The 16432-nt window shown below is 47.7% G+C and carries 14 protein-coding genes; 6 read left to right on the top strand and 8 right to left on the bottom strand.

The genetic code is table 11. The annotated features are described in order from the left end of the window. Positions 1–134: 134 nt before the first annotated feature. Positions 135–1271, bottom strand: coding sequence for a hypothetical protein (locus RIH33_RS20270; protein WP_406651913.1), 1137 nt, complete (start codon positions 1269–1271; stop codon positions 135–137). A 137-nt stretch (positions 1272–1408) separates the two neighbouring features. On the opposite strand from RIH33_RS20270, the gene RIH33_RS20265 reads away from it, so the two are divergent. Continuing rightward, entirely contained in the window at positions 1409–1681 is a 273-nt protein-coding gene (locus RIH33_RS20265) for a hypothetical protein (RefSeq protein ID WP_406651911.1), read from the top strand. A 16-nt stretch (positions 1682–1697) separates the two neighbouring features. Here RIH33_RS20265 and RIH33_RS20260 read toward each other — a convergent pair whose 3' ends face one another. Continuing rightward, positions 1698–4259, bottom strand: coding sequence for an ABC transporter permease (locus RIH33_RS20260; protein ID WP_406651910.1), 2562 nt, complete (start codon positions 4257–4259; stop codon positions 1698–1700). Positions 4260–4298: 39 nt separating this feature from the next. After that, a complete protein-coding gene (locus RIH33_RS20255; protein ID WP_406651908.1) occupies positions 4299–4964 on the bottom strand; it encodes an ABC transporter ATP-binding protein in 666 nt (221 codons plus the stop codon). A gap of 158 nt (positions 4965–5122) precedes the next feature. On the opposite strand from RIH33_RS20255, the gene RIH33_RS20250 reads away from it, so the two are divergent. The 5 genes from RIH33_RS20250 to RIH33_RS20230 all read left to right on the top strand — a co-directional run bounded on the left by RIH33_RS20250 (position 5123) and on the right by RIH33_RS20230 (position 11223). Next, entirely contained in the window at positions 5123–5785 is a 663-nt protein-coding gene (locus RIH33_RS20250) for an arylesterase (RefSeq protein WP_406651907.1), read from the top strand. Continuing rightward, positions 5782–7146 (top strand): alanine/glycine:cation symporter family protein, encoded by a 1365-nt coding sequence (locus tag RIH33_RS20245; RefSeq protein ID WP_406651906.1) that lies wholly within the window; start codon positions 5782–5784, stop codon positions 7144–7146. The genes RIH33_RS20250 and RIH33_RS20245 overlap by 4 nt, the downstream gene beginning before the upstream one ends. Positions 7147–7298: 152 nt before the next feature. Further along, on the top strand, positions 7299–8639 hold the full coding sequence (gene trkA / locus RIH33_RS20240) for a Trk system potassium transporter TrkA (RefSeq protein ID WP_406651905.1): 1341 nt from the start codon (positions 7299–7301) through the stop codon (positions 8637–8639). Position 8640: 1 nt separating this feature from the next. Further along, positions 8641–10098: a TrkH family potassium uptake protein gene (locus RIH33_RS20235; RefSeq protein ID WP_406651903.1), complete on the top strand. Its 1458-nt coding sequence runs from the start codon at positions 8641–8643 to the stop codon at positions 10096–10098. Positions 10099–10101: 3 nt separating this feature from the next. Further along, entirely contained in the window at positions 10102–11223 is a 1122-nt protein-coding gene (locus tag RIH33_RS20230; protein WP_406651901.1) for a prolipoprotein diacylglyceryl transferase, read from the top strand. Here the strand turns inward: RIH33_RS20230 and RIH33_RS20225 are convergent. The 5 genes from RIH33_RS20225 to RIH33_RS20205 all read right to left on the bottom strand — a co-directional run bounded on the left by RIH33_RS20225 (position 11220) and on the right by RIH33_RS20205 (position 16342). Beyond that, entirely contained in the window at positions 11220–11960 is a 741-nt protein-coding gene (locus RIH33_RS20225) for a DUF6503 family protein (protein ID WP_406651900.1), read from the bottom strand. The genes RIH33_RS20230 and RIH33_RS20225 overlap by 4 nt on opposite strands. Before the next feature lie 81 nt (positions 11961–12041). Next, positions 12042–13115: an efflux RND transporter periplasmic adaptor subunit gene (locus RIH33_RS20220; RefSeq protein WP_406651899.1), complete on the bottom strand. Its 1074-nt coding sequence runs from the start codon at positions 13113–13115 to the stop codon at positions 12042–12044. A gap of 36 nt (positions 13116–13151) precedes the next feature. After that, complete coding sequence (locus tag RIH33_RS20215) at positions 13152–14411, bottom strand: ABC transporter permease (protein WP_406651898.1); 1260 nt, start codon at positions 14409–14411, stop codon at positions 13152–13154. Position 14412: 1 nt separating this feature from the next. Further along, positions 14413–15663, bottom strand: a complete 1251-nt coding sequence (locus tag RIH33_RS20210) for an ABC transporter permease (protein WP_406651897.1) — start codon at positions 15661–15663, stop codon at positions 14413–14415. After that, positions 15656–16342, bottom strand: a complete 687-nt coding sequence (locus RIH33_RS20205; RefSeq protein WP_406651896.1) for an ABC transporter ATP-binding protein — start codon at positions 16340–16342, stop codon at positions 15656–15658. Before RIH33_RS20205 ends, RIH33_RS20210 begins: the two co-directional genes overlap by 8 nt. Positions 16343–16432: the final 90 nt, after the last annotated feature.

The following is a 16432-nucleotide window of genomic DNA, read 5'->3' as shown; positions in this document are numbered from 1 at the left end:
GTTTTTGACCTTCAGGTGAAGGCCGCATTGGTCTGGCAAACCAAATGCCAGAATCAGAACAAAAGACCCGGTTTAGAACAAATAGAGCTTGAAAAATCCCTGAGTGGCATTAGGATTACACGATCGGTAATTGGTCAGAAATTGCGGTAATACACCCTCATCTTGTTGATTACCTGATCGTAGATAGGGGCAGTGAACTCTTCAAATATCCACTGTGGGTTGGGAATAGGCAGCTCTATCTTATTGACTAAGGCCTTGTCCTCATCTGTGAGTGCCCGCTCATCCCCATTGAAACTGGCCCAGCGTACCGCCCATGTGTATTCACTTGGAAATTTCTCTTGAGAGATCACCTTGTTGAGGTCATTGTCCAGCACTTTGAAGTCCAGAAGGCCTGTTCCGGTGATGGCCTTCTCATGTACCGTTACAGTGGCTTTCACAGTGCCGTAGACGGGCGCCCTGCCCTCTTCGCTCAGGAGTACGCTGTCTCTGCTCACCTCACGGGTTACTTTATTGCTGAATACATTTCCGAGGGTAAACTGATCAAACTCCATGCGAATGATATGGTCCACAAACTCCAATTGCTGTGCCTGGGCCTCATCGGGGGTGTAAAACCTGACATACTCGCTGATGACATTATTATGCAGATATTCATTGATTTTGTTTACAAAAAACTCATGGCGAATGGTGAACATCCGAGCCGGGGTAGGAATGGGTTCTACCACCACTTTGAGTGTGGCATGGTACAGAGCTTCCTGTAGTTTATCCTCCACATCTTTATACCTGGGCACAAAATACTGCACACTGGAGAAGTGCTGGTGGGCCTCAATGGCCTTTTGACGGTTTTGTTTTTGGCCCAGTGCGGCCACTCCTAGTTGATAACGTGCCTCTGCGGCGTTTCTTTTGGCAGTAGCTAACTCAGCATCATATTTTACAGGATTGGGTACCACCTCTCTACAGCCCGGGCATCGTAGGATTTCATCATACAGATAATTGATGCTCTGGTAGTTGCTCACTACGGGTTCCCATTTGAGCTGATCCATCGAAAGCTTTGCCCGCTCCACATTACTGAGGTGAGACTCCACCGCATATTTATAGGCTTTGGCTAAGGTAGAGGCTGCTTTCTTGTGATCATCGTTTCCACGGAGGCGGTGTATCGCCTGTGCCACGGCTTTGTCATAGTCACCCTTTTGAAGGGCTTTTTTGCCACTGGAGCAGGCACTGATCATGAGGATGAGGAAAGAAAACCAAATAAGGTTGTAGAGAGTCTTCATATGTTCGCTGATTTGGTACTAAAGATAAGGATACCAGAAATAATGCCAACCAAAGATGTTGAGACTTATTAATGTCCTGTTTAATGTGGAAAAAATTTAATATTTTGTAAGGATTATTAACCTAAAGCCGTACTAAAATGCCATTATTAGCTAAAGATTTTGTCCCTGAAAAAAGCAAAGGGGGCATGTTCAAGTCAGGTCGTATTCAGAGTTTTCAGGAAGTACTGGAGGCAGCTAACCTTTGGATTCAGGAAAATCCGACCATTGACGTACTGAACGTGGAAACAGTGGTCCTGCCCAACATTCATGAAAGTGATGAAGAAGGGAGTATGGACACGGAGCTTTGGACCGGTGGTGAGTCCAGCTCGCACTGGTACCAGCTGCTCAGGGTTTGGTACCGGCAGGATTAAAACCTCTCACCCCCCACTAACCTTCATTCCTTAACACCTCCAACGGGCTTTGACTGATCACATCTCTGCTATTGAGAAGGCCAATAGCGACGGTTAAAACTGTAATGGTGAGTCCTATCAGGATCATTTGAGAGAAGTCGGGAATGAAGGTGAATTCAAACACAAATTTGCCAAGAAGCGTGGTGGTAAGCACGGCAATCAGAATGCCTGAGAGCGCCCCGAGTCCGCCAAGAAAGAAGTACTCTGCAAAGATGATCTTCCAGAGCTTGCGGCTGGAAGCGCCAATGGTTCTCAGAAGTACGTTTTCGCGCATGCGCTGAAACCTGCTGAGTACTATGGAGCTGATGAGCATGATCACTCCCGTGCCAATACTAAAGAAAGCCATGAAGCGGATGACAAAAGCGATTTTACCTAAAATTTCCTCCAGCGTTTTGAGGATGAGTTCCAGGTCGATGATGGAGATATTGGGATAACTCCTCACTACCGCTTGCTGGTACCTTGCCGAGAGCTGATTATTGTCTATACGCGTGATGAGCACGTGAAACTGCGGAGCCTTCTCCAGGACCCCCACCGGGAAGAGTACCAGAAAATTGGTCTGTACCCTGCGCCAGTCTACTTCGCGAAAACTACCCACATACGTTTTGAGCAAGGCGCCCTGTACATTGAAGACCATCTCATCTCCGATTTTTAATTCCAGATTTTCTGCATAGCCACTTGATACCGATACAAAAATGCTATCTGCGGGGTTCGTTACTTTTCCAATCCATTTACCCTCTTTCAGGGTTTCTGACGCTATGAGACTGTCGCGATAAGTCACCCTATACTCTCTGTTGTAGGCCCAGTCAGGGGTGGTGATGGTGGTGTCTCTCTCGGCTTCATTTTTCGAAATCCCATTGAGCTCTACAAGGCGCATGGTCACTATGGGAACTTCCTGCATCACAGGCAGGTCATAGTCCAGTGTGAGCTGGCGCACTTCATCTTTTTGGGGAGTCTGGATATCAAAGAGAATTGTATTTGGGCGATCTTCTGCTCCGGCGATAGAAACCCTGTCTACCAGCAAACTTTGCATAAAGAGGAGGGTAGCAATGAAGGCCGTGCCCAGGCCCAGGGTGGTAATGAGCAATGAGGTCTGGTTATGTGGGCGATAGAGGTTCGAAAGGCCTTGACGCCACACATAAGGAATGCTATTGGGCAGCAGTTTTTTGATGCCTAAAGCCAGTCCTTTTCCTATGAGCCCGAGGATAATGATGGTGAGGAGCAAACCAAAAGTAAAAATAGCCGCATCCTGCAGGGATCCTATTTGCAGATAGATGAGTGCCATCAGAAACGCCAGAATACTGAAGCCAACAAGTATTTGTAGCCAGTCGAGCTGAAAACGGGCGGGCTCAGCATCTGACCGGATCGCCTGCAGGGGACTCACCTTGCGCAGGGAGACCAGAGAGATCAAGGCAAATAGAATGGAGACCACCACACCAATACCCACGCCGCTCAGAACCGAGAGCCAGGAAAGCTGCGGGGTGAGCTCCACAGGAATAAAATCTTTGACGAGCACGGGCAAGTATAAGTGCATACCCACGCCTAAAAGTGCCCCTATGATGGAGCCGATCAGCCCGAAGAACCCCACCTGAATCAGGAAAATGGAAATGGCCTGACCGGATTTCATGCCCAGGCACCGAAGTGTGGCTACAATGCCGGTTTTTTCTTTGGTATACACATAGATAGAGCTTGCCACCCCTATGCAGCCAAGCAGCAGGGCTGTGAAGGCTACCAACTCCAGAAAATTGGATAGGTCTTTGAATGCACGGCCTGTTTCTTCCTTTCGCTCCTCTATGTCATCTACCCGAAAACCTTTTTTATCTACCAGTGAAACCAGCTGGGACCATTTGCCGGTGGTGTCTACCTCAGGGTGAAACTGGAAATATTGCAGGTAGTTTACCCGACTGCCTTTTTGAAGCAGGTCTGTCTGGTCGAGGTGGTTGTAAGGGATGTATACCACGGGTGCAGCTGTAGCCCCGATTTCCGTCTGGCCGGGAATCTTCTGCAGCCGGCCGATGATCTCAAACTGCTGCTGACCGACCTTCACAAAATCACCGATTTCCACATTGTATTGGATCATGAGCTTTTCATCCACCAGGGCGTACTCCCCCTTCTGAAATTTTCTGGAGGCTTCCACCGGGATGGTTTCTATTTCTCCATAGTAGGGATATTCTCCGGCTAAGGCCCTTACCTGTGCGAGGCGAGTACCATCCGTGCTGGGGAAATACACCATAGAAGCGAAGTATACCTCACGAGACATTTCAGGGGCCAGTTCATAGAGTGCCAACAGCAGACTGTCGGGCAGAGGCTCACTGCCTTTGATCTCAATATCCGCTCCTATCAGTGTTTTCGCCTGGTTGTTGATTTCTTGCAGCAGGTTTTCTCTGAATGAGGTAATGCCCACCAGCGCGGCTATGCCCAGAGAAATAGCCAGGACGAAAAGCAAAAGTTTACCTTTACTCTTGCGACTGTCGCGCCAGGCCATTTTCAGCGGCCAGACCATGGAATACTTCGTACTGTCAATGTTTATTTTATGATCCATGAATGTCTGTTGGTGAAGTCATTTTGAGTGTATTCATCATCAGATCAACTTTCCGCCCTTCAGCCTGATGATGGTGTCTGTTTTTTGGGCCAGGTCCTGATCGTGAGTCACAATGACCAGCGTGGTTCCCTGCTCTCGGTTAAGTTCGAAAAGTAGCGACTCTATGGAGTGGCTCGTTTCTTCGTCCAGATTTCCGGTAGGCTCATCGGCAAATAATATTTTGGGCCTGTTAGAAAAAGCCCGGGCAATGGCCACCCGCTGCTGCTCCCCACCCGATAGCTGACCAGGGTAGTGATCGAGCCGATCACTGAGCCCGACCCTGTTTAGGAGGTCTTTGCTGGCGCTGACTATATTTTTTTCACCTCTCAGTTCCAGGGGCACCATCACATTTTCCAGGGCAGTAAGGGTGGGGATCAACTGGAAGTTTTGGAAAATAAAGCCAACCTGTTGATTTCTGAGCTGAGCCAGCTCGTCTTCAGAAAGCTTGTTCAGCAATACCTGATTGATCAATATGCGACCTTCAGTAGCGCGATCTAAACCCGCACACAGACCCAAAAGGGTTGTTTTCCCGCTGCCGGAAGGCCCTACGATGGACATGCTTTGGCCTTCTTCTATTGTGAAATTGATGTTGTCCAGAACTCTGATTTGGCGGTGGCCACTTTGAAAGGTTTTGGTGAGGGATTCTACCTGAAGTATTGTTGACATTTATGCAGTTTAAATCATAAAAACGAATTCGCTTCCATCATGTTTATTAAATTCGGAGCTTGCCGAGAGGATATTCTATATTTTCGGTGGATCAGACCAGAGGTTTTGTAGGCATGAAAGGAAAAATATTATGTACGCTGAGTTTAATTGGTTGGCTGATGAGTGGATGTGATAGTCAAAATAAATCCGCTACCAATGAGGGGACAACTGCTGTAGAAAATCAATCTAGTGATACCAAACAGGATCAAAAGGAGGTGCCGGTAATTTTGTTTTTTGGTAACAGCATCACTGCCGGGTATCAGCTGGACGTAGAGGATGCCTTTCCGGCCCTGATTCAGGACAGGCTGGATTCATTGGGATACGAGTTTAAAGTTATCAATGCCGGCCTCAGTGGTGAAACCACCTCTGGTGGACTCAACAGGATCGAATGGGTGCTGCAAACCATTCCGGATGTATTCGTATTGGAGCTTGGGGCCAATGACGGGCTCCGTGGGCTCGACCTGGATGAAACGAAAAAGAATTTATTGCTCATTATTGACAAGGTAAAAGAGGCTAACCCTGAAGTGAAGATCCTCCTGGTAGGAATGCGAGTGCCTCCTAACCTTGGGAAAGACTATACTACCCGGTTTAGTGCAATATTTCCTGCGGTAGCCTCTGAAACAGGTGCTTCCTTACTGCCCTTCATATTGGATGGGGTGGCAGGCAATCCGGAGCTCAATTTACCTGATGGCATCCACCCCACAGTGGAAGGTCATCAGATATTGGCGGAAAACGTCTGGCGAGCACTCAGGCCGATCCTTGAAGAATTTCAGACCCTATGAGTGTACTCGAACGTTTTTTCCAGGATGCGGCCAATTTTATCTGGGGTACGCCCCTGCTGATTTTGTTGTTGGGTGGCGGGGTGTTTTTTATGCTGTATTCACGCTTCTTGCCGTTCAGGTATTTTGGCCATGCCATCAACGTCCTCAGGGGCAAATATGATGATCCGTCAGATCCCGGAGATATTAATCACTTTCAGGCATTGTCGGGGGCGCTTGCCGCGACCATTGGTATGGGCAATATCTCAGGGGTGGCCGTAGCCATTGCCATGGGCGGCCCCGGGGCCATTTTTTGGATGTGGGTAAGTGCTTTCTTCGGAATGGCCACCAAGTTTTTCACCTGCACACTGTCGGTGATGTACCGGGGCAAAGATTCTGCGGGTAATCTTCAGGGTGGACCTATGTACTATATCCGTGAGGGGTTAGGCAAAAGGTGGATGCCGCTGGCCAGTTTCTTTGCGGTGGTGGGCTTTTTCGGTGCTACTCCTATTTTTCAAGCCAATCAGATCGTGCAGGCGACCAAGGATATCTTATTTGTACCAAATGGGCTGGCATTGGATAGTATTTATATAGACCTGGGGTTGGGTGTGTTTATTGCCATTTTGGTTGCGCTCGTGATTTTTGGAGGGATCACCAGGATAGGCAGCGTAGCCAGCAAATTGGTGCCTTCAATGGTCCTGCTGTACGTGGCTAGCGTGATACTCATCCTGATGGTCAATTACGGAGAGGTTTGGAGTTCATTGGTTTTGATTCTTACGGATGCTTTTACTGCTGACTCTGTTTTGGGTGGGGCTGTGGGAGCGCTCATTATTACGGGAGCTCGCCGTGCTGCCTTCTCCAACGAAGCGGGCATCGGTACTGCACCCATGATGCACGGGGCTGCCAAAACCAAGGAGCCCGTGCGCGAGGGCCTTGTTGCCATGCTGGGTCCCGCTATTGATACTCTGGTGATTTGCACGATGACAGGACTCTGTATATTGGTAACGGGCGCCTGGAAATACGGAGATCTCAATGGTATTTCCCTCACGGCTAAAGCTTTTGGAGACAGTCTTCCGGGGGTTGGTCCCTACATTCTCGCACTGTGCGTACTGATTTTCGCCTTTACCACCCTTTTTGGATTTGCCTACTATGGGCAGAAATGTCTGTCGTTTCTGATAGGGGCGCGGTATGCTGCTTTGTTTAATTATTGGTACGTTTTTCTGATTTTGGTGGGATCTGTGGCCACCCTTCAGGGAGTTGTAGCGTTTATAGATGTGGCCTATGGATTGATGGCATTCCCAACAATGATAGGAGCGATTGTGTTAGCACCAAAAGCACTGAAAGCCGCTAGAGTTTATTTTTCTGGTGTAGAGGCTGATGAATAAACCATGAGAGATTACTTAAATAAAAAACCGGCAATTGGCATGTATGAGAACCCGGATCATCGTGGATTATTCACCGCTCGACGAATAAGGGTGCTAAGTTTGTTTCTCTGCCTGATCTTTACTTTATATTTGCCACCCTATATGGAAATGCTATGAGAATTATCATTGCTGGTGCCGGGGATTTGGGGTTTCACCTTGCCAGACTTCTGGCGTATGAGGAACAAGACATCATACTTATAGATCAGGATAGCGCTGTTCTGGAGCATGCCTCTAACCACCTGGATGTGCACACGATCCGAGGCAGCAGTACATCAATAGGTATTCTGGAAGAGGCCAATGTATCCAAGGCTGACCTGCTGATAGCGGTGACTTCCATAGAAGAGACCAACCTGACGACAGCCATCATTGGAAAGGCACTGGGGGCTAAACGTACGGTGGCTCGTATCTCCAATATTGAGTTTTTGCATCAGCGGGAAAAGCTGGACTTGAAAACCATTGGAATCGACGAGATTATCTCACCTGAATCACTGGCGGCCAAAGAGATTAAGAGACTGCTCAAACAATCGGCCCTTACCGACACGTTCGAGTTTGAGAAGGGGATGCTCTCCCTTATTGGGATCACTGTAGATGAGAAATCGGAACTTCTGGATAAGACACTCACCGAAACGGCTTACCTCAATCCTGATCATAATTTTACTACAGTAGCGATACTCAGAGAGAATCAGACCATTATACCGCACGGAGAAAATAAATTTCAGATCAATGATCATGCTTATTTTATTACCGAGCCCAGTGGTACAGACCGGGTAATGGCCCTCGCCGGAAAGGAACAGATAGAAATCAAGAACATTATGATTTTGGGAGGCAGCAAGGTGGGGATCAACACCGCCAGGCAGCTGAGCAAGAAATACAACATTAAGCTCATTGAGCAGGACAAGGAAAAGTGCTTCAACCTGGCCGACGAGCTGCCTGATACCATGATCATCAATGGAGACGGCCGGGACATTGATTTACTTAAAGAGGAAGGAATTGACCGGATGGATGCCGTGATTGCGGTAACTGGTAACTCTGAGACGAACATCATTTCCTGCCTGGTGGCAAAAAACAATGGTGTGGCCAAAACCATTGCTGCGGTCGAAAATATGGACTATATCCACCTTTCTCAAAACATAGGGGTGGATACGCTGATCAATAAGAAGCTGATTGCTGCAAATTTCATTTTCAGGTATATCAGAAAGGGACAAGTCATTAACCTTACCAGTATTCACGGAGTGGATGCTGAAATTCTGGAGTTCGAAGTACAGCCAAATTCAAAAATTCTGGAACACGAACTTCGAAACATTGACTTTCCAAAAACAGCCATTATTGGTGGAGTCATCAGAAAAGGAATCGGGCATACCGTTCGCGGAAGCTTCCACTTTCAGCCTAAAGATCGTGTAGTGGTATTGTCCAGGTCGGAGTGTATTCATACCGTAGAAGGATTCTTCAAATAGCATGCTTTTCAACTACCGGGTCATCATCAACATTTTAGGCACCTTACTGATGCTGAATGGAGTGTTTATGCTCTCGTGTATTCCATTTAGTCTTTATTATAAGGAGGGAGATCTTTTTTCAATTATCCTTTCAGCTACCATCACGGCATCCTTTGGTTTTTTGATGTGGTTTTTTACCAAAAACAGTCAGAATAAGGAGTTGAGAAAGCGGGATGGTTATCTGGTGGTGACTTTCGGGTGGCTCATAATGTCTTTCTTTGGATCTCTTCCCTATATCCTGAGTGGCTCCATTCCTAACCTTACAGAGGCATTTTTTGAGACCCTGAGCGGATTTTCCACCACAGGTGCTACCATCCTTACTGATATAGAAGCGGTTCACAAGGGGATTCTGTTTTGGAGGAGCCTTACGCAATGGATAGGAGGGATGGGTATTATCGTGCTTACTGTGGCCATCTTGCCCATTTTGGGCATTGGTGGTATGCAGCTTTTCGTGGCGGAGGCTCCGGGGATTTCGCCAGATAAGCTACAGCCCAGAATCAAAGAGACCGCCAAGAGACTCTGGTTTATCTATCTCGGCCTGACCCTCACAGAAACACTACTTTTGTGGGTGGGTGGAATGACTTTTTATGATGCAATCAACCACGGACTTACTACCATGGCCACGGGTGGCTTTTCTACCAAAAACGCCAGCATTGCTTATTATTCGTCACCCTACATTCAGTATGTGATCATCTTGTTCATGTTCCTGGCGGGGACCAACTTCACCATGACCTACCTGGTGTTACACAAGAAATTTCTAAAGGTCTTTCAAAACGAAGAGTTCAGGTTCTACACCGGTTTTTGTGTAGTGGCCGGGCTGCTTATCGGTATTGTGATTTTCAGCCAGGGACACGACACATTTGAAAAGTCCATCCGGGATTCACTCTTTCAGGTGGTGTCAATTATTACTACCACCGGATTTATTACAGCGGATTACACATCCTGGACACCTTTTATTACCATCCTGTTTGTCGTGATGATGTTTTTCGGTGCTTCGGCAGGCTCCACAGCTGGTGGCGTGAAAATCGTACGACATATTATTTTGGTCAAGAACAGCCTGATGGAGCTGAAGCGCCAGCTACATCCTAATGCGGTGATCCCTATCCGGCTGAATGGAAAGGCCGTATCCAGAGAGATCACCTACAATATCCTGGCCTTCATCATGATCTACATTTCCATATTCGCACTTGGGTCTGTGGTCATGGGTATGTTGGGTGCAGATTTTAACACTGCCATAGGCTCCGTGGCCACGTGCCTTGGAAATATTGGCCCTGGTATTGGTGATGTGGGCCCTGTTGATAACTTTGCTTCTATCTCTGCGCCTGGTAAGTGGGTGCTGGCTTTTTTGATGCTTTTAGGCAGATTGGAACTCTTCACCGTTTTAATGCTGTTCACACCTTATTTTTGGAAAACAAATTAATGCATGGAATTCATCCTTAATTTTCTCATCTGGAGCTCAGACCCCGATATTTTTGTCATTCCCATTCTTGATCATCCTGTGCGGTGGTATGGGCTGCTTTTTGCGGGTGGATTTATTGTTTCTCAACAGATCATGTTTTGGCTCTTCAAGCAGGAGGGGCGGCCGGAAAAGGACGTAGAAAAGCTGACCGTCTATATGGTGGTGGCAGTAGTGGTAGGAGCCAGACTTGGGCATTGTTTGTTTTACAACCCGGGATACTACCTTACCAATCCCATTGAGATTTTGAAAATTTGGGAGGGTGGTTTGGCCAGTCACGGTGGTGCGCTGGGAATTATACTAGCCATATTCCTTTTCTCAAAGAAATATCCCCAGTACCCGATGTTATGGATGCTGGACCGGTTGGTGATAGTGGTGGCCATCACCGGAGCGATGATTCGTACAGGTAATTTTTTCAACTCAGAGATGGAGGGGAAAATGACCAATGCCAACTACGGTGTGGTGTATGCACGTTTTACAGAAGATGTGCTGCGATATGATGACCGAAAGGTGGAAGATGTGATTTTCCTTAAGGGGGGAGAAAAAGTCAGCAATACCCTTGGAATACACCCGGTCACTGCGAAGATTATTTACCAACGTGGTGTGGAGCTTACCGCTCAGGACAAGGTGTTTTTTGAAAACCAGCTCAGGAGTGCCTTGCTCAGATATGACGATGTGGTGGAGCACATCGATTTTGGAAAGGACGAACCACTGGCGTACAAGTTTTATCAGGAAGATAACCGGTCAGTTGCGGAAATTTATGGTCTGGGAGTGTCAAGGCATGCGGCGCAACTTTATGAAGCTGGTTATTGTCTTTTGCTGATGTTACTCTTTTTCTGGATCTGGAAGGAGAAACGATTTGTCCTGCCACAAGGATTTAGCTTCGCCCTCTTTATGACTTTACTTTGGTCACTGAGGTTTGTGGATGAGTACTTCAAACTCAATCAGGAGGCCTTTGAGGAGGGAATGGCCCTGAACATGGGGCAGCTGCTGAGTATTCCGCTTGTCCTTTCGGGGATCGGCATGATGATCTACTTCCACATGAAAGGCACGAAAACCATGAGCGGGGAAGACCGCAAAATAGGCTAAAGGCGTTCCACCTGAATGTCCGTATTGTTGATGCGGGATAGCTCCTTGAGTTTTCCTGCCTCCAGCAGATCCGGGATTTTTTGAAGGGGGGTGCCCACCGGTACTTCGTAGTTCACATAATCCTGGAAAAGCATGCCGCCCCGCTCGGAACGATTGTAGGCTTTTCTAAACCGGACCCCACCCCCGTCAGTTTCGTAGTTGTATGCCAGGTAGTCCAGCAGGTGCGTTTTTTCATGAAACCAATAACGGTATTCGTCCTGAAAGTCCTCCCCGCCACCATTGGATCGGAAGGTGACTCTGAGCACTTCATAGGTTTCGCCATGGATCCTTTGTGTGCCCTCAAAGGATTTGATCACCGCAGGATCATTGAGCAGGTAGGGCAGTTGCATAAAATAAAGTACGGAGTTCACCGAATTGGTGTATTTAGCCTGCATGGTGTCGGGCACGGTGACTTCCACACCATTCACCCGACGGGTGAAGTCGGTGCTTTTGATGAGTACATCCTCAATCCGGCTTGTATCCTCCTTGAATGACCGGGTATATTGGTAGCTGTCTTCACTTCTGGTCACACTGTAAGATTTATCACGGAATGTGAATGAAACACGGCTGTTGACAAGGCGATCCTGGCCATGGGCCCTGATGGCCTCAGTCAGCACCTTATTTGGCTTATCCGGCTCTCTGTTGGTACAACTCATCACTAATCCGAAGAGTACAAGGCATACGGTTATTTTTTGCATGTGTTACCATACGCATAGAACTCCGTCCTGTTGTCATTTTTCGCTAAAGTGTATGGGAGGGACATTGGCATGGTCAGTCCATCATAGTTTCTTGATTACTTCCTCTTCTGTCAACCCTTCTGCAATTTGAATGTTGATGCCGTCAGAAAGCCCCGTTTTGACCTGGCGCCGCTCAAACTGCTGCTCGCCTGTACGCACTTCTACAAAGATATCGTCGCCCTCAAAGATCAGGTTGCTTTCTTTGATGGCGAGGACGTCACTGACTTTTTGAAGGATGATATCCGCCGTGGCACTATAGCCCGCACGGAGAAAATACTCCTCCTTCAGATCTACAGCCGCTTTAATATCAAACTTGATCGCCCCTTCATCACTTTCCCCTTTTGGAGAAATAAATTCCAGTTTAGCATTGAAAATAACCCCCTCGATGGCCCCCACGGAGAGTGACAGATCCATGCCCACATTAATCTTGCCTACTTCAGATTCGTCCACTTTCCCCTCAAAAATCATCTCACTCATGTCTGCTACGGACGCGATGCTTGTTCCCTCATTGAAGGTATTTGATTCTATGATGAAGGTTCCCTCTTTGACAGGGATGTCCAGAATCATGCCGTTCACCGTGGAGCGTACCAGGTTGGAGACATTCCCGGTCTTTTGGGATGAGCCTTCTTTGATTAATTCCAGGTTGTTTTCTGCGGCTTCTACTTCCTGTTTTCTCAGGTTAAAGTCCAGGAGAAACTGATTGTAATCAAATTCGGAAATCACTTTTTCATCAAAAAGTTCTTTTTGTCTTTTGAGTTCTTTTTCGGAGTTATCAAAGTTGATTCTGGCGGTTTGCAGCTGCGCCTGGGCATTGTTGAGCGCCACTACATTGGGGATGATTTTGATTCTGGCCACCAGGTCGCCGATTCTTACCTGAGCGCCTTCCTCCAGGTAGAGTTTTTCTACTACCCCGGAAACCTGGGATTTCAGGGCCACTTCTTTCCGCGGCACAATAGACCCTGTAGCGATGGTCTTTTTGATGATATCGGTTTTGAATGGGCTGTCAGTTTCGTAAATGACAGGCGGTTCTTCTGATTTTTGATAGAGAAAATACCCTGTGCCTACAAATAGCCCGAGTATAATGATGATGGTGAGTCCAATGAAAAAACGTTTCATTCTGTTGATAAGTTTGGTTAGTGTCTATTCAAAAAATTATTCATCTCGTAAGGCAATGACGGGATCTACCCTGGCCGCTTTGATCCCCGGTATCAGACCGGCCATCACCCCGGAAACCAGCAGTACGGAGATGGCAGAAAAAGCCGCTTTGAAGTCTATTTCTGGGTTCACAAAAAATTCACTTTGCATGCCAAACTCTGCCATGGCGTAGGCAATGCCTTCCACCAGCACCACCCCAAAAACCAGCCCCAGGTAACCGGAAACGCCGGAGATGACCAGAGACTCCTGCACGATCATGCTGATAATAGACCATGGTTTAGCGCCGATTGATTTGCGGATACCTATCTCCTTGGTACGCTCTTTTACGATGATGAGCATAATATTGCCCACGCCGATCATTCCCGCCAGTATGGTGCCTATGGCCACCAGCCAGCTGAAGGCGGCAATTCCTGTAAAGAGCCCCTGCATTTGCTTGAACTCTTCTTCCACATTGAAGCTTCCCAGTGCCTGACGATCATTGGGCGCTATCTTGTGGCGTTTTCTTAGCTCTGCCTTGATAATCTCCTCTGCTTCCAGTCCTGAAATGCCGCTTGTCGGGATGCACCCAAACCAACCGATGCTTTCACCCATATTGAAGGTTTGCTGAGCGGTGGTTCCGGGGATGTGAATGATCTGGATGTCATTTCTCGCATCCTCGCCTGTAGCCCGGGAGTCGAAAATCCCTACTACTTTGAAGGGTACTCCGTTGATCTTAATGTATTCACCAAGGGCACCGCGCTCCTGGAAAAGGTCATCCTTCACCCGCCGCCCTAGCACAGCGATTTTCCTTTTTTGTTCGATATCAAACTTGTTGACAAACCGTCCTTCCGTGATCCAAAGCGGCTGGATGTCCAGATACTGCGGGTAATCTCCCATGATAGAATAGGAGACGTCACGGTTGTCATAGCTGATGGTCACCTGACCGCCACTCCATCGGGAGTTAAGGGGGATCCTTGGTGAGACGGTGTTGAGCCCTTTCAGATTTTGTAAGGCTTTAAAGTCATCATTGGTCAGGTCAATTTGCCTGCCAGCCTGAAACCCCGCATAGGGCACAGAAGTCACCTCAGTCCATACAAACACCGCATTTTTGGCAATGTCAAAATTTTGCATCACGCCATTTTGCAGTCCGTTACCTGCTCCCAGGAGCAGCACCAACATGAAGATGCCCCAAAAAACACCAAAGGAAGTGAGCGCCGTACGGAGCTTGTGCTTCATGATGGTTTGCCATATTTCTTCCCATTTATCCTGATCAAACATCTTATTCGTCTTTTAGGGCGTCTACGGGTTTAATGTGTGCGGCTCTGAGGGCAGGAAATAGACCCGCCAGAGCTCCTGAGACCACCAGAATGATCAAAGAAGTGATGGCTGCACGAAAATTGACCTCCGGGCGGGTGAAAAAATCAAGATCTGCGCCCATGGCTTCAAGGGCATAGTTGACCGATTCCAGAAGCACTACTCCAAGAAATAGTCCGAAGTATCCGGCCACTGCTGTAATGAAGATCGACTCCTGAAGGATGAGACCCACAATGGAGTTTGGTGTAGCACCCATGGCTTTGCGAATTCCGATTTCTTTAGTGCGCTCTTTCACTACGATAATCATGATATTGCTCACTCCCACAATGCCTGCAGTGAGCGTGCCTATGCCCACGAGCCAGATGAATGCTTTGATCCCGTTAAAGAGATTCTGAACCTGCCGAAAATTCTCTTCCTGGTTGTGTACCCAGAAAGCCTGATTGTCATCGGGGTGTATACTTTGTCGGATTTTGAGGAGTTCCAGGATATCCCCTTCCAGCTGCTTGCCCATGGTACCCGCAGCGGTAGTCACTGCGAAAAGCGAGACCGACTTGTCTGGGTTAAAAATCTGCTGATAGGTGGAAAACGGCACATAGATCCTCTGGGCCTGATCCATCCCGTTAGAGGCTTCAAATTTGAAAACACCCACCACACGAAACATACTGCCTTTGATATCCAGGTATTCTCCTACGGGATCTACCCCTTCCGGGAATATGGATTCAGCCACACGGTTTCCTATGTAGCAAACCTTTCTTTTCTCCCTGTCGTCCAGCAGGTTGAGCGCTCTTCCGGACTGAATTTTCATGGTTACTTTAATGTCGAAATAGTCTGATTTGGTGCCATAAACCCCAAAGGCACTGCCGCGATTTTTATACTTCACGATGTAGTTGCCCATCAACCAGTTTTCTGGAGACATAAATTCTATTCCTGAAATCTCCGATGAGACAGACTCCAGGTCCTCCTCCTGAAAAGGGTGCTGCCGTCCGGCGGGCATGCCTTCATACGACATGGAAGTGCGCGAAGGGATGATCCAGATACTATTAATGGCATCCAGGAGCATGCTTTGCTGCACGCCGTTTTGCAGGCCCTGCCCGGCCCCAAGCAGTAGAATCAGCATGAGGATACCCCAAAACACGCCAAAGGCCGTGGCAAAGGTGCGCACCTTGTTTTTGGCGATGGTTTGAAAAATTTCCTGCCATTTATCCAGATCAAACATGGCTCATGTCATAATTTTCACTCAAAATGGTTCCGTCTTTGATCATGATAACCCGCTCGGTGGCAGCAGCCACATCATTTTCATGAGTCACGATCAGGATGGTTTTGCCATTGGCATTCACCTCCTTAAAAATTTCCATCACCTCGTGTGATGTGGTACTGTCCAGCGCGCCGGTAGGCTCATCGGCCAGAATGATCTTGGGGTTGGTGATGAGGGCCCGCGCGATGGCCACACGCTGCCGCTGTCCACCGGACATTTCGTTGGGTAAGTGATGAGACCAGTCTTTGAGCCCCACTCTTTCCAGGTACCCCTCGGCAATCTTATTGCGTTTTTTTCTGCCAATTTTTTGATAGTAAAGAGGCAGGGCTACATTTTCAATGGCATTTTTGAAATTGAGCAAGTTGAACGACTGAAAGACAAAACCGATGAGTTCATTTCTAAGCTGTGCGGCTTTCCCCTCAGACAGGTTTTTGATGAGGTGCCCACCCAGGGTGTAGCTTCCCTCGTCGTAGCTATCCAGGATACCAAGGATGTTGAGTAATGTGGATTTTCCGGATCCGGAAGACCCCATGATGGAGACCAGTTCACCTTCTTCTATTTTGACATTCACCCCATTCAGAACGTGGAGTGATTGCTTTCCCAGGTGGTAAGATTTATGGATGTTTTCCAGTGTCAGCATTCAGGGTTAGGTTTGGATGAATGATCTAATTAACGCTGAATTGAAGAAATATGGTGTTTTTTAATGTAAATAAATGTCACATGATATGAC

The sequence above is a fragment of the Marinoscillum sp. genome, from assembly GCF_040222955.1.
Classification (GTDB): Bacteria; Bacteroidota; Bacteroidia; order Cytophagales; family Cyclobacteriaceae; genus Marinoscillum.
The sequence above is the reverse complement of the archived record's forward strand: the minus strand, read 5'-3'. Positions and strand labels throughout refer to the sequence as shown.